At 54.0% G+C, this 13,689-nt stretch carries 10 protein-coding genes; 9 read left to right on the top strand and 1 reads right to left on the bottom strand.

Features of this window, described 5'->3' with window-relative positions:
- Window positions 1–141: 141 nt before the first annotated feature.
- Window positions 142–1,428 (bottom strand): citrate synthase, encoded by a 1,287-nt coding sequence (gene gltA, locus ELY38_RS03960; protein WP_127060206.1) that lies wholly within the window; start codon window positions 1,426–1,428, stop codon window positions 142–144.
- Window positions 1,429–1,928: 500 nt separating this feature from the next.
- On the opposite strand from gltA, the gene sdhC reads away from it, so the two are divergent.
- From sdhC to sucD, 9 genes are all read left to right on the top strand, one after another.
- Window positions 1,929–2,306: a succinate dehydrogenase, cytochrome b556 subunit gene (sdhC, locus tag ELY38_RS03955; protein WP_127060205.1), complete on the top strand. Its 378-nt coding sequence runs from the start codon at window positions 1,929–1,931 to the stop codon at window positions 2,304–2,306.
- Complete coding sequence (gene sdhD, locus ELY38_RS03950; RefSeq protein WP_106373469.1) at window positions 2,300–2,647, top strand: succinate dehydrogenase, hydrophobic membrane anchor protein; 348 nt, start codon at window positions 2,300–2,302, stop codon at window positions 2,645–2,647. Before sdhC ends, sdhD begins: the two co-directional genes overlap by 7 nt.
- A gap of 3 nt (window positions 2,648–2,650) precedes the next feature.
- A complete protein-coding gene (sdhA, locus tag ELY38_RS03945; RefSeq protein ID WP_127060204.1) occupies window positions 2,651–4,423 on the top strand; it encodes a succinate dehydrogenase flavoprotein subunit in 1,773 nt (590 codons plus the stop codon).
- 27 nt (window positions 4,424–4,450) lie between these two features.
- The gene (locus tag ELY38_RS03940; protein WP_127060203.1) at window positions 4,451–5,161 is read left to right on the top strand and encodes a succinate dehydrogenase iron-sulfur subunit; all 711 of its coding nucleotides are present in this window, start codon (window positions 4,451–4,453) and stop codon (window positions 5,159–5,161) included.
- 322 nt (window positions 5,162–5,483) lie between these two features.
- Window positions 5,484–8,315, top strand: coding sequence for a 2-oxoglutarate dehydrogenase E1 component (locus tag ELY38_RS03935; RefSeq protein WP_127060454.1), 2,832 nt, complete (start codon window positions 5,484–5,486; stop codon window positions 8,313–8,315).
- Window positions 8,316–8,354: 39 nt separating this feature from the next.
- The gene (gene odhB, locus ELY38_RS03930; protein WP_127060202.1) at window positions 8,355–9,920 is read left to right on the top strand and encodes a 2-oxoglutarate dehydrogenase complex dihydrolipoyllysine-residue succinyltransferase; all 1,566 of its coding nucleotides are present in this window, start codon (window positions 8,355–8,357) and stop codon (window positions 9,918–9,920) included.
- 126 nt (window positions 9,921–10,046) lie between these two features.
- Entirely contained in the window at window positions 10,047–11,483 is a 1,437-nt protein-coding gene (gene lpdA, locus ELY38_RS03925; protein ID WP_127060201.1) for a dihydrolipoyl dehydrogenase, read from the top strand.
- A gap of 146 nt (window positions 11,484–11,629) precedes the next feature.
- Window positions 11,630–12,796 carry an ADP-forming succinate--CoA ligase subunit beta gene (sucC, locus tag ELY38_RS03920; protein WP_106373464.1) on the top strand — a complete coding sequence of 389 codons (1,167 nt, stop codon included), beginning with the start codon at window positions 11,630–11,632 and terminating at the stop codon, window positions 12,794–12,796.
- The gene (sucD, locus tag ELY38_RS03915; protein ID WP_087106259.1) at window positions 12,796–13,668 is read left to right on the top strand and encodes a succinate--CoA ligase subunit alpha; all 873 of its coding nucleotides are present in this window, start codon (window positions 12,796–12,798) and stop codon (window positions 13,666–13,668) included. Before sucC ends, sucD begins: the two co-directional genes overlap by 1 nt.
- The last annotated feature ends 21 nt before the right edge of the window (window positions 13,669–13,689 follow it).

The following is a 13,689-nucleotide window of genomic DNA, read 5'->3' as shown; positions in this document are numbered from 1 at the left end:
CAGGAGGCAAGGCTATAGCCTGGGTGCTAATGGGGCGTAAAAAGCGCTAGGACGAAAGGCAGGCGGAATCAGCTTAATGGCAGCTATAAACCAAGAAGGCCACCCGTAGGTGGCCTTCTGAACGATTAAGTCGTCGAGTAATTACTTCTTCGGATAATCGCGCTGATCGTGGCCTGTGTACAGCTGGCGCGGACGACCGATCTTGTAGCTTTCGCTGAGCATTTCGTTCCAGTGGGAAATCCAGCCAATTGTGCGTGATACGGCAAAGATGACCGTAAACATATTGGTGGGAATGCCCATGGCCTTGAGAATGATGCCTGAGTAGAAATCAACGTTCGGGTACAGCTTGCGTTCGATGAAGTATTCATCTTCCAGCGCAATCTGTTCAAGGCGCTTGGCAATCTTGAGCTGCGGATCATCGGCCAGGCCCAGTTCGGCCAGTACTTCATCGCAGGTCTCTTTCATTACCTTGGCACGCGGGTCAAAGTTGCGGTAAACGCGGTGACCAAAGCCCATTAGCTTGAACGGGTCTTCCTTGTCTTTAGCCTTGTCAACGAACCGCTGAATGTTCTCTTCGGAATCGTCGCCGATTTCGTCAAGCATCATCAGTACGGCTTCGTTGGCACCGCCGTGCGCCGGGCCCCAAAGTGCGGCAATACCTGCGCTGATGCATGCAAACGGATTGGCGCCGGTCGAACCTGCTAGGCGTACGGTAGAGGTGGACGCATTCTGCTCATGGTCGGCATGCAGCATGAAGATGCGATCCATGGCTTTCGCGTAAACCGGATTGATTTTGTACTCCTCGCAAGGGTTGCTGAACATCATATAGAGAAAGTTCTCTGCATAGCTCAGGTCATTGCGCGGATAGTTGAACGGTTGGCCGATGTTGTACTTGTACGACATGGCGGCAATGGTAGGCATTTTCGCGATCAGGCGAATAGCGCTAATCGTACGATCTTCTTCCTTGGTGATGTCCATATGGTCATGGTAGAACGCCGCCAGGCCGCCAACTACGCCACACAGAATGGACATTGGGTGCGCATCACGGCGGAACCCTTTGAAGAAGTTGTTGATCTGATCATGCACCATCGTATGGTTACGAATGCGTGCAGCGAAATCAGCATACTGCTCATCATTTGGCAATTCGCCAAAGAGCAGCGTATAGCACATCTCAACAAAGTTGGACTCTTTTGCCAGTTGGTCGATGGGGTAGCCGCGGTGTAGCAGTACGCCCTTACCGCCATCGATATAGGTAATGGCAGATTGGCAAGAAGAGGTGGCCATAAAGCCGGGGTCGTAGGTGAACAGGCCTTCGGCCCCCAGGCCGCGAACGTCAATAACGTCGGGGCCAAGAGTGCCGGAGTACATGGGTAGCTCGATCGTTTTGTCGAGACCGTCTACCGTCAGTGTTGCTTTCCTGTCAGCCATGCTGGCCTCCTTTCGGATTCGGGTTGGGACGTAAAGTCATTGTTTCGCTTACCGCGCCGGCGAAAAGGTTTGCCCACTATAGAAGCGTGCGACATTTTGTCAATTGGGCAAAACGCTAGGCATGGTGAATGCAAACAAGGTTATGCAGAGGTTATTTTTGTGAATAATATTTGTATATGGACGATACTGATCATAGTAGCGAAGTGTTAGAGCTTTGACGACTTCTTAACAGGCTTATCAAATGATCTAAGCTCTGTCACTATATCGATGCTGCATCGCAAAATCGACTCGGGTTGGCCGTTTTTTTTTGCACCATAGTCGAGTTAGGCCCGAGTTCGGTTTGTCAGCAGGGGCGAAGGTTCTTATAATCCTCGGCGCGCGACCGGGAGGTAGGTGGTCGTGCTTGACTTGGCAAACGGCCGAGCCCCTTCCAGCAACCACTGCCCGCTCGGGCTATGCCCGACCTGTCGCAGAGCGGGCCAAGAGAGTGTGTATAAGCCGTGAATAGCAAACGACCCGTAAATCTAGATCTAACTACGATACACTTCCCACTGCCGGCCCTGACGTCGATCACCCACCGTATTACGGGTGTCATCCTGTTCGTTGGCCTGGTATTCGCTTTTTGGGCGTTGGGCAAGTCACTATCCTCTCCTGCAGGCTTCGATGCAGTTAGCAATGCACTGGCCAATAACCTATTGGCCAAGTTTGTTGCCTGGGGTCTGCTGTCCGCTCTGGCGTTCCATTTCGTGGCAGGGATTAAGCACCTGTTAATGGATGCGGATATTGGTGTGACGCTAGAAGGTAGCATACAAAAAGCACAGATCACCGTAGTGGTCAGTGCGGTTCTGATTATTCTGGCAGGAGTCTGGGTATGGTAACCAACATCACAAGTTTTGGCCGCAGCGGACTGTCTGACTGGTTGATGCAGCGCGTTTCTGCGGTTGTGCTGGCCGTTTATACGGTCTTTATGGTTGCTTACCTGCTATTTAATCCAGATCTTGATTACTACACCTGGAGCGGCCTTTTTAACCAAACGTGGATGCGGATCTTCTCGCTGCTAGCCTTTATCTCTATCGCAGCGCACGCCTGGATTGGCCTGTGGACCGTAACTACCGATTATCTCAAGTCCACTCGCCTGCGCGTAGGTGCCCAGACGCTGATCATTCTGGCCATCTTCGTATACCTGGTGTGGGGCATTCAAATTCTGTGGGGAGCTTGATACATGTCTAACCTTCGTAGCCTGACGTTTGACGCCATTATCATTGGTGGCGGTGGCGCTGGCCTGCGCGCTGCTCTGGAGCTTGCCAAGTCCGGTAAGAAGACAGCCGTTCTTTCCAAAGTGTTCCCGACACGCTCCCACACCGTTTCTGCTCAGGGTGGTATTACCTGTGCTATCGCCTCCGCCGACCCCCAAGATGATTGGCGCTGGCACATGTACGACACCGTTAAAGGCGGCGACTATATCGCCGACCAGGACGCATCGGAGTACATGTGTTCTGAAGGCCCTAAAGCCGTATTTGAGCTTGAGCACATGGGCCTGCCGTTCTCCCGCTTTGATAACGGTCGTATTTACCAGCGCCCGTTTGGCGGCCAGTCCAAGAACTTTGGTGAAGGCGGCCAGGCAGCACGTACCTGTGCGGCGGCTGACCGTACCGGCCATGCACTCCTGCACACGCTTTACCAGAACAACCTGAAGAACAACACAACGTTCTTGAATGAGTGGTACGCGGTTGATCTGGTGAAGAATGCCAGCGGTGACGTGGTGGGCTGTATCGCCATGTGTATCGAAACCGGCGAAGTCGTTCACGTTAAATCCAAGGCAACCGTGCTAGCAACCGGCGGTGCTGGCCGTATATTTGCATCGACTACCAATGCCTTGATCAATACAGGCGACGGTATCGGTATGGCACTGCGTGCTGGTTTCCCGATGCAGGACATGGAAATGTGGCAGTTCCACCCGACCGGTATTTATGGTGCGGGCACGCTGGTCACGGAAGGTTGCCGTGGTGAAGGTGGCTACCTGATCAATAAAGACGGCGAGCGCTTCATGGAGCGTTACGCGCCTAACGCGAAAGATCTGGCGGGTCGTGACGTTGTTGCGCGCTCCATGGTTATGGAAATTCTCGAAGGCCGCGGCTGTGGTGAGAAGGGCGATCACGTCTTCCTGAAGCTTGACCACCTGGGCGAAGAAGTCCTGAGCAAGCGCCTGCCGGGTATCGTTGAGCTTTCCAAAACCTTCGCTCATATTGATCCGGCGAAAGATCCGATTCCGGTCGTACCGACCTGTCACTATATGATGGGCGGTATTCCGACCAATATCCATGGTCAGGCGATTCTTCAGGACGAAAGCGGCAACGACCAGATCATCAACGGTCTGTTTGCCTGTGGTGAAGCGGCGTGTGTGTCGGTTCACGGTGCTAACCGTCTCGGTGGAAACTCTTTGCTTGATTTGGTGGTCTTTGGGCGTGCGGCCGGCATGTTTATTGAAGGCGCGCTGAACGAAGGTATCGAGTACCTGGATGCCTCCGAGTCTGACATCGAATCCGCCATGAAGCGTATCACCCGTTGGAACGAGTCTGAAGGTGGTGAGAGTATTCCGGCGCTGAAAGCGGAACTTCAGAACATCATGCAAACCTCTTTCGGTGTATTCCGAGAAGAGAAAAACATGGTCGAAGGTGTTCAAAAACTTGCCGACCTGCGCGGTCGTATTGCCAACGCCCACCTGCCTGACAAATCCAACGCTTTCAACACTGCCCGTGTAGAGGCGTTAGAGCTTGATAACCTGATGGAAGTGGCCGAAGCAACGGCAATTGCTGCCCTTGAGCGTAAAGAGAGCCGCGGTGCTCACTCGCGTTACGACTACCCGGACCGTGATGACGTCAACTGGCTGAAACACTCGCTCTACTTCCCGCTTACCAAAGAGCTGAAGCAGCGCGACGTTAACTTTAAGCCAAAAACTGTTGATACGTTCGAACCCAAGGTTCGTACCTACTAAGCTCCGTATTGACGAGAGGGAGTTATAATGTCCAATCTTCAGGTATCCGTATACCGTTATAATCCGGAAACCGACTCCGCACCTTATATGCAGGAGTTTCAAGTTGATACTAAAGGGCGCGACGTCATGGTGCTGGATGTACTGCACCTGATGAAAGAGCAGGATAGTGGCCTGGCGTTCCGCCGTAGCTGCCGTGAAGGGGTTTGCGGCTCTGATGGTATGAACATGAATGGCAAAAATGGCTTGGCGTGTATTACGCCGCTGTCAGACGTTGTGAAAAACAACAAGCTGATTCTGCGTCCGCTGCCGGGCCTGCCGGTTATCCGCGATATGGTTGTGGATATGGGTATTTTCTATAAGCAGTACGAGCGTATTCAACCGTACCTGCAAAATGAAACGCCAGCGCCCGCCATTGAGCGTCTGCAGTCGCCCGAAGACCGTGAAAAGCTGGACGGCCTGTACGAGTGTATCTTGTGCGCCTGCTGTTCAACCTCATGCCCGTCGTTTTGGTGGAACCCCGATAAGTTTGTCGGGCCTGCCGGTCTGCTGCAGTCTTACCGCTTCCTGGCAGATTCGCGTGATACAGCAACCCGTGAACGTTTAACCGATTTGGAAGATCCGTTCTCGGTGTTCCGTTGCCGTGGCATCATGAATTGTGTAGCAGTTTGCCCGAAAGGCTTAAACCCGACGCGCGCCATCGGTAAAATCCGTGAAATGCTGCTTGCGGATGCAACGTAAGTACCCTTTGAGCAAATAAAATGCGATTGCCACGCAACAAGTCGCGTTTTACTACTTAAATCGTGGCGCTTCGCTTGTTATCATAGGGTTTGTCATAAGGTGCGGCGACGCGTCGCACCTTTGACCAGTCAAGTTTAAAAGCCGGTGCTGTGCGTACCGGCTTTTGAGCATGAACTGATTGAGAAACACCAGATAAGTAGGGCTTCCGGCCTCAGGTCGGCGCCGCCGGCAAATGTCCCGCCCCGCCGGCAGGGCAATAGCGATGTCGTTGCGTTTTTGCAGCGATGCCGATACCACCCCATCAGTGCAGGGTGACCGAGAGATGCAACAAGGCATAATGGAGTTAATGTGGCGTTCCTCTCACGTTAGTGGTGGCAATGTCCACTACGTGGAAGCGCTTTACGAGCAGTACCTCGACGATCCTGATGCTGTCCCTGACGAGTGGCGTAGCTATTTTGACCAGCTACCGCGTGAGGGCAGTGCCTCCCACGATGTTCCACTAAGCCCCATTCGTGATCAGTTCTACCAGCTGGGTCGAGAAAGTCGCCCCGGACGTGTTGCGGCGGCAGCCGACAGCGGTGAGAACAAGAAGCAGGTAAAAGTCCTGCAGTTGATCAACGCGTATCGCTTTCGTGGCCATCAGAAGGCCGACATCGATCCGCTAGGGCTGCGCAATCCCACCCCCGTCCCTGATCTCGATTTGTCATTTCACCAGCTGACAAAAGCTGATCTTGATACCGAGTTCCAGACCGGTTCGTTTTTCCTGGGTATTGATAAAGCCCCGCTGCGTGACATCGTGGATGCGCTGGAGAAGACATACTGTCGCTCCATCGGCTGCGAATTCATGCACATTGTGGACACCGAAGAGAAACGCTGGCTGCAACGCCGCTTCGAATCAGTACGCAGTGCACCTAAATTCAGCGACGATGTGCGCAAGCATGTGCTTGAGCGTTTGACCGCTGCAGAAGGGCTGGAAAACTACCTGGCATCAAAGTATCCAGGCACCAAGCGTTTTGGCCTTGAGGGCGGTGAAGTATTTGTACCGATGATGGACGAGCTTATCCAGCGTGCTGGCGGTTACGGTACAAAGGAAGTCGTTATCGGTATGGCGCACCGCGGTCGTCTTAACCTTCTGGTCAATATTTTAGGTAAAAACCCTGCTGACCTGATTGATGAGTTCGACGGTAAGAAGGTGATCGAACGTGGTTCTGGCGACGTGAAGTATCACCAGGGCTTCAGCTCCAACGTCATGTCACCGGGTGGCGAAGTCCACTTGGCCATGTCGTTTAACCCGTCACACTTGGAAATCGTTGCACCGGTGGTCGAAGGTTCTGTACGCGCGCGTCAAGACCGCCGCAACGATCCGGATGGCGATAAAGTACTGCCCATCAACGTGCATGGCGATGCAGCCTTTGCCGGTCAGGGTGTAGTCATGGAGACATTTCAGATGTCTCAGACGCGCGCCTATAAAACGGGCGGCACCGTGCATATCGTGATCAACAACCAGGTGGGTTTCACTACCTCCAACCCGTTGGATGCACGCTCGACCGAATACTGCACTGATATTGCCAAGATGGTTCAGGCGCCGATTTTCCATGTTAATGGCGATGATCCGGACGCGGTTCTGCATGTCACACAAGTGGCGCTGGATTACCGACAGCAGTTCAAGAAAGACGTGGTGATCGACCTCGTTTGCTATCGCCGTCGTGGCCATAACGAAGCGGATGAGCCGTCAGGCACACAGCCGCTTATGTATGCCAAGATCAAGGATCATGCCTCTTCGCGTACGCTTTATGCCAAGCGCCTGGTTGAGGAGGGCGTTCTCTCTGAAGACGACGCCAAGGCGATGACGGAAACGTATCGTGATGATCTGGTGGCAGGCAACCATGTTGCCAATGCGCTGGTGCAGGAACCCAACAAATCCCTTTTTGTGGATTGGGCACCGTATCTTGGGCATGAGTGGTCCGGCGATGCCGATACTTCAATTGACATGAAGCGTCTGCAACAGCTGGCGGCCAAAATGTGCGAGATTCCTGATGGGGTCGAAGTACAGCGTCAGGTTTCCAAGATCTACGAAGACCGCCGCAAGATGCAGGCGGGCGGCATGCCGATGAACTGGGGTTTTGCAGAAACCCTGGCCTACGCCACGCTGCTGGATCAGGGCCACCCCATCCGGATTACCGGACAGGACGTTGGCCGCGGTACGTTCTCACACCGCCATGCGGTGGTACATAACCAGAAAGATGGTTCTACCTACGTGCCGCTACAGAACATGGCCGATGGTCAACCGCGGTTCACTATCCATGACTCCTTCCTGTCGGAAGAAGCCGTGCTGGCCTTTGAATATGGTTACTCGACAACAGCGCCTAATGACCTGGTTATTTGGGAGGCACAGTTCGGTGACTTCTTCAACGGTGCACAGGTGGTGGTCGATCAGTTCATCTCCTCCGGTGAAAGCAAGTGGGGTCGTCTGTGCGGCCTGACCATGCTGTTACCCCATGGCTATGAAGGGCAAGGCCCAGAGCACTCATCAGCACGCCTTGAGCGCTTCCTGCAAATGTGTGCCGAGCACAACATGCAGGTATGTGTACCGACAACGCCTGCACAGATTTTCCATTTGCTGCGTCGTCAGGTCATTCGCCCGCTGCGTAAACCGCTGATCGTCATGTCGCCCAAGTCACTTCTGCGCCATAAGGAAGCGGTTTCAAGCCTTGACGATCTTGCCTATGGCAAGTTCCAGATGGTACTGCCGGATCAGGCGGATTTGGCGGCGGAAAGCGTCACCCGCGTTGTATTGTGTTCAGGCAAGGTTTATTACGATCTGGCCGCCTGGCGCACTGAAAACGAGCGTAACGATACGGCAATCATTCGTCTTGAGCAGCTCTACCCCTTCCCGAAAGAAGAACTTCTGGAAGTGCTTCAGGCGTATACCAATGTGGAAGATATTGTCTGGTGTCAGGAAGAGCCTTTAAATCAGGGCGCCTGGTATTCAAGCCAGCACCACATGCGTACAGTGGCCGATATGCTCAAGGATGGCCTGGGACGCGAGTTGAAATTTGCAGGACGTCCTGCCTCTGCCGCACCGGCGGCAGGCTATATGTCCGTTCATATTGAACAGCAGCGCCAGCTGGTGGAAGACGCTTTTAATCTATAAAGCGCCCACCGGATTTAGAGAACATATAAGGGAAACGAAATGGCTATCGAGATCAAAGCGCCAACCTTTCCGGAATCCGTTGCCGAAGGTAGCGTGGCAGCATGGCATAAAAAGCCGGGTGACAAGGTCGAACGCGACGAGCTGATTGTTGAAATCGAGACCGATAAAGTGGTGCTGGAAGTCGTTGCACCGGAAGCAGGTACCCTGACTGACGTAATGGCCGAAGAAGGCGATACCGTTGCGTCTGACCAGGTACTTGGCAAGATCGGTGAAGGCAGTGCCTCTGGTGGCAGCGATAAAAAGGAAGAGAAATCTTCTGGTGAGCCTAAAGCCGAGAAAGCTGACCAGCAAGACGAAAAGAAAGAAGAGCAAAAGGCCAGCGGCGGCAAACAGCATGACGTTAAAGCTCCAAGCTTCCCTGAGTCTATTCAGGAAGGCACCGTAGCTACCTGGCACAAGAAAGTCGGTGAAGCGGTCAAGCGTGATGAGGTGCTTGCCGATATCGAAACTGACAAGGTGGTACTTGAAGTCGTAGCACCAGCTGATGGGGCGCTTGCCGAAATCAAGGCCGAAGAGGGCAGCCAGGTAGAGTCTGAAGCGATTCTGGCGACCTTTACCGAAGGCGGCGGTAGCGATTATGCCAGCGCCACTGACAATAGGCCTGCAGCTTCTGCCGACGACGGTGCCAGCGATGAGAAGATCGGCGACAAGATTGTCGCTCCGGCGGCGCGTAAGCTGATTGCCGAGCATGACCTTGACGTTGCCAAGATCGAAGGTACTGGCAAGGGCGGCCGCGTTCTGAAAGAAGACGTTCAGAAAGCGGTAAAAGATGGCTCTGCCAAGAAAGCGGCGAAGGCTTCTTCTGCACCGGCCAAGGCAGCCACTGCTCCGGTTGCTGAAGGCGAGCGCACCGAGAAGCGCGTACCGATGACCCGCTTGCGTCAAACCATCGCCAAGCGTCTGGTACAGGCCCAGCAAACGGCCGCCATGCTGACCACGTATAATGAAGTGGACATGACCGAGATCATGGCCCTGCGTGCGCAGTACAAGGATACTTTCCAGAAAGCTCACGATATCAAGCTGGGCTTCATGGGCTTCTTTGTAAAAGCCGCTTCTGAAGCACTCAAGCGCTTCCCGGATGTCAACGCCTCGATCGATGGTACCGACATTGTTTACCACGGGTATCAGGATATCGGCGTTGCGGTATCTACTGACCGTGGCCTGGTCGTGCCGGTTCTGCGCGATACCGACAGCATGAAAATTGCTGACGTTGAGCGCAAGATTGTCGACTTCGGTAAGCGTGGTCGTGATGGCAAGCTGGGTATGGACGACATGATGGGCGGTACGTTCACCATCACCAACGGCGGTACCTTTGGTTCGCTGATGTCGACGCCCATCATTAACCCGCCGCAAACGGCTATTCTGGGCATGCACAAGATCCAAGATCGTCCGATGGCGGTGAACGGTAAGGTCGAAATTCGCCCGATGATGTACCTGGCGCTTTCCTATGACCACCGCATGATCGATGGGAAAGACGCTGTTCGATTCCTGGTAACGATTAAAGAATTGCTGGAAGACCCGGCACGCCTGCTGCTGGACATCTAAGATACACAGGTAAAGTATCTTCGCGTATTGATATTGTCGTACGCGCCACCATTGTTATGCAGTCGCACACAGCTTTCCTCCTGATGTTTCTAAGCGGGAGGAAAGCACCAAGCTAAAGGAGCCAACATGGCTGACAAGTTTGATGTGATCGTTATTGGCGCTGGCCCTGGCGGTTACGTTGCTGCCATTCGCGCAGCTCAAATGGGTCTGAAAACGGCCTGTGTTGAAAAATGGGTCAATAAAGAAGGTAAAACCGTTCATGGCGGTACGTGCCTGAACGTAGGCTGTATTCCTTCCAAAGCGCTGCTGGAAACGTCACATAAGTTTGTTGAAGCGCGCGACCACTTTGCTGAAGTGGGCATTGAGGTCGACGAGCCGAAGGCTAACATCGCTAAAATGCTGGAGTTCAAAAACTCGGTCATCAACAAGAACGTTGGTGGCATCAGCGCACTGTTCAAAGCGAATGGCGTTACCTCACTGGAAGGTAAAGGCAAAGTTACTTCTTCTACCGAAGTTGAAGTAACCGACCATGACGGCAATGCCACTACCTACACCGCTGACAATATCGTTATCGCTGCAGGCTCCGTGCCGGTTGAAATTCCGCCAACACCGCTGACCGATGACCTTATCGTCACCTCTACCGGCGCGCTTGAATTCACTGAAGTACCCAAGCGCCTTGGCGTCATCGGTGCCGGTGTTATCGGCCTTGAGCTGGGTAGTGTGTGGAAGCGTCTAGGTGCCGAGGTTACCGTTCTTGAAGCCATGGACAGTTTCCTGCCGATGGTTGATAGCGCGATCGCCAAGGAAACCCAAAAGCTGCTTAAAAAGCAGGGCCTGGATATCAAGTTGGGCGCAAGGGTTACCGGCTCTGAGGTCAAGGACAGCGAAGTTGTCGTCAAGTACACCGATGCTGACGGCGAGCAGGAAATGACCTTCGATAAGCTGATCGTGTGCGTTGGTCGTCGTCCCTACACCCAGGGCGTGATTGCCGATGGCGTAGGCGTTGAGCTGGACGAGCGTGGCTTTATCTTTGTCGATGACCAGTGCCGTACCAACGTGCCGAACGTCTATGCGATCGGTGACTGCGTGCGTGGCCCGATGCTGGCTCACAAAGCATCTGAAGAAGGCGTTATGGTGGCTGACATCATTGCTGGCCATAAGGCTGAAATGAACTACGACGCCATTCCCAGCGTTATCTATACCTCGCCGGAAGTGGCTTGGGTAGGTATGACCGAGCAGGATGCCAAAGCGAAAGGCATCGAAGTCAAAACCGGTTCCTTCCCGTTCTCGGCCAACGGCCGTGCGCTTGCCAACAATGCGCCTGAAGGCATGGCCAAGATTATTGCCGATGCCGAAACAGACCGCATTCTGGGTATGCATATCGTCAGCCAGCACGCCGGTGAGCTGATTGCCCAGGGCGTTATCGCCATGGAGTTCGGCTCCAGCGCTGAAGACCTGGCCTTGACCTGCTATGCCCACCCGAGCACGTCAGAAGCTATTCATGAAGCCGCTCTGGCGGTGGAAGGCCACGCTATTCATATGGCCAATCGTAAAAAGCGTTAATAAGTTCAGCGGTAACCACCAAGCGCCACCACTAGGTGGCGCATCGCTTTCGGCTGTGTTGTAAAATAGCCGCCGAAAGTACAGGGATGGTCAGATCAGGCGATTTGACCATCGTTCGAGTCACATGCAACCAATGGCATGAATCGATGAACCTTCACGAGTATCAAGGCAAACAGCTGTTTGCCGATTATGGTCTGCCAGTGTCCAAGGGCTTTGCCGTGGACACTCCCGAAGAAGCAGTAGAAGCCTGCAAAAAGATCGGCGGCGACATGTGGGTTGTTAAAGCCCAGGTGCACGCAGGCGGCCGTGGTAAAGCAGGCGGTGTTAAGCTGATTAAGGACCCGGCTGAAGCAAAGGCGTTTGCCGAGCAGTGGCTGGGCAAGAACTTGGTAACCTATCAGACTGACGAAAAAGGTCAGCCGGTTGCCAAGATTCTGGTTGAAACCTGCACCGATATCGCCGACGAGCTGTATCTGGGTGCCGTGGTCGACCGTACTACCCGTCGTGTGGTCTTCATGGCCTCGACCGAAGGTGGTGTGGAAATCGAAACGGTTGCAGAACAGACACCGGAAAAGATTCTCAAAGCCGAGATCGATCCGCTGGTAGGCGCTCAGCCTTACCAGGCGCGTGAACTGGCTTTCAAACTGGGCCTGAAAGGCGACCAGATCAAGCAGTTTACCAAGATCTTCCTGGGTCTTTCCAAGCTGTTCCATGACAAGGATCTGGCACTACTGGAAATCAACCCGCTGGTTATCACCGACGAAGGCAATCTGCACTGCCTCGATGCCAAACTGGGCCTCGACAGCAATGCGCTGTACCGTCATCCGGACCTGCAGGCCATGCGCGACCCTTCTCAGGAAGATCAGCGTGAAGCCGATGCAGCGAAGTGGGAGCTTAACTATGTAGCGCTTGATGGCAACATCGGCTGCATGGTTAACGGTGCTGGCCTGGCCATGGGAACCATGGACATTGTCAACCTCTCCGGCGGCAAACCAGCTAACTTCCTGGATGTAGGCGGCGGCGCGACCAAAGAGCGCGTAGCAGAAGCGTTCAAGATCATTCTGTCTGACGACAACGTCAAAGCCGTTCTGGTTAACATCTTCGGCGGTATCGTTCGTTGCGACATGATTGCTGAAGGCATTATTGGTGCCGTTGAGCAGGTAGGTGTCAACGTTCCGGTTGTCGTTCGCCTGGAAGGTAACAACGCCGAGCTGGGTGCCGAAAAACTGGCATCTAGCGGTCTGAACATTATCGCTGCTACCAGTCTGACCGATGCGGCTCAGCAGGTCGTTAAAGCGGCGGAGGGCAAGTAATGAGCATCCTGATCGATAAGAACACCAAGGTCATCTGCCAGGGTTTCACCGGTGGCCAGGGCACGTTCCACTCCGAACAGGCGATTGCCTACGGTACGCAAATGGTCGGCGGTGTTACGCCGGGCAAAGGCGGCCAGGAGCACTTGGGCCTGCCGGTTTTCAACACCGTTAAAGAAGCGGTTGAGAAAACGGGCGCGGAAGCCAGCGTTATCTACGTGCCGGCACCGTTCTGTAAAGACTCTATCCTTGAAGCCGCTAACGCTGGCATCAAGCTGATCGTGTGCATCACCGAAGGCATCGCTACCCTTGATATGCTCGAAGCAAAAGTAAAATGCGACGAGCTGGGCGTTCGCCTGATTGGTCCGAACTGCCCGGGTGTTATCACTCCCGGTGAATGTAAAATCGGTATCATGCCGGGTCACATTCACCAGCCGGGCCGCGTAGGTATCGTTTCCCGTTCGGGCACCCTGACCTACGAAGCCGTTAAGCAGACCACTGACCACGGTTTCGGTCAGTCTACCTGTGTGGGCATCGGTGGCGACCCGATTCCGGGTTCCAACTTCATCGACATTCTGGAAATGTTCGAGAAGGATCCGAAAACCGAAGCGATCGTCATGATCGGTGAAATCGGTGGTACGGCTGAAGAAGAAGCGGCGGCCTACATCAAGGATCACGTTTCCAAGCCAGTGGTTTCCTACATTGCCGGTGTAACTGCACCTCCTGGCAAGCGTATGGGTCACGCCGGTGCCATCATCTCTGGTGGTAAAGGTACCGCTGACGAGAAGTTTGCTGCCCTGGAAGATGCCGGTGTTAAAACCGTGCGTTCTTTGGCGGAAATCGGCGACGCGCTGAAAGAAGTAACTGGCTGGTAAGTTACGATTCTGCCTAGCACG

This window comes from Vreelandella nanhaiensis, assembly GCF_003990185.1.
Taxonomy (GTDB): domain Bacteria; phylum Pseudomonadota; class Gammaproteobacteria; order Pseudomonadales; family Halomonadaceae; genus Vreelandella; species Vreelandella nanhaiensis.
The sequence above is the reverse complement of the archived record's forward strand: the minus strand, read 5'-3'. Positions and strand labels throughout refer to the sequence as shown.

What these genes read in the sequence shown, in the direction of transcription:
- gltA (WP_127060206.1), bottom strand. Translation starts at nt 1,428, where the DNA reads ATGGCTGACAGGAAAGCAACACTGACGGTAGACGGTCTCGACAAAACG.
- sdhD (WP_106373469.1), top strand. Translation starts at nt 2,300, where the DNA reads ATGGTAACCAACATCACAAGTTTTGGCCGCAGCGGACTGTCTGACTGG.
- sdhA (WP_127060204.1), top strand. Translation starts at nt 2,651, where the DNA reads ATGTCTAACCTTCGTAGCCTGACGTTTGACGCCATTATCATTGGTGGC.
- ELY38_RS03940 (WP_127060203.1), top strand. Translation starts at nt 4,451, where the DNA reads ATGTCCAATCTTCAGGTATCCGTATACCGTTATAATCCGGAAACCGAC.
- ELY38_RS03935 (WP_127060454.1), top strand. Translation starts at nt 5,484, where the DNA reads ATGCAACAAGGCATAATGGAGTTAATGTGGCGTTCCTCTCACGTTAGT.
- odhB (WP_127060202.1), top strand. Translation starts at nt 8,355, where the DNA reads ATGGCTATCGAGATCAAAGCGCCAACCTTTCCGGAATCCGTTGCCGAA.
- lpdA (WP_127060201.1), top strand. Translation starts at nt 10,047, where the DNA reads ATGGCTGACAAGTTTGATGTGATCGTTATTGGCGCTGGCCCTGGCGGT.
- sucC (WP_106373464.1), top strand. Translation starts at nt 11,630, where the DNA reads ATGAACCTTCACGAGTATCAAGGCAAACAGCTGTTTGCCGATTATGGT.
- sucD (WP_087106259.1), top strand. Translation starts at nt 12,796, where the DNA reads ATGAGCATCCTGATCGATAAGAACACCAAGGTCATCTGCCAGGGTTTC.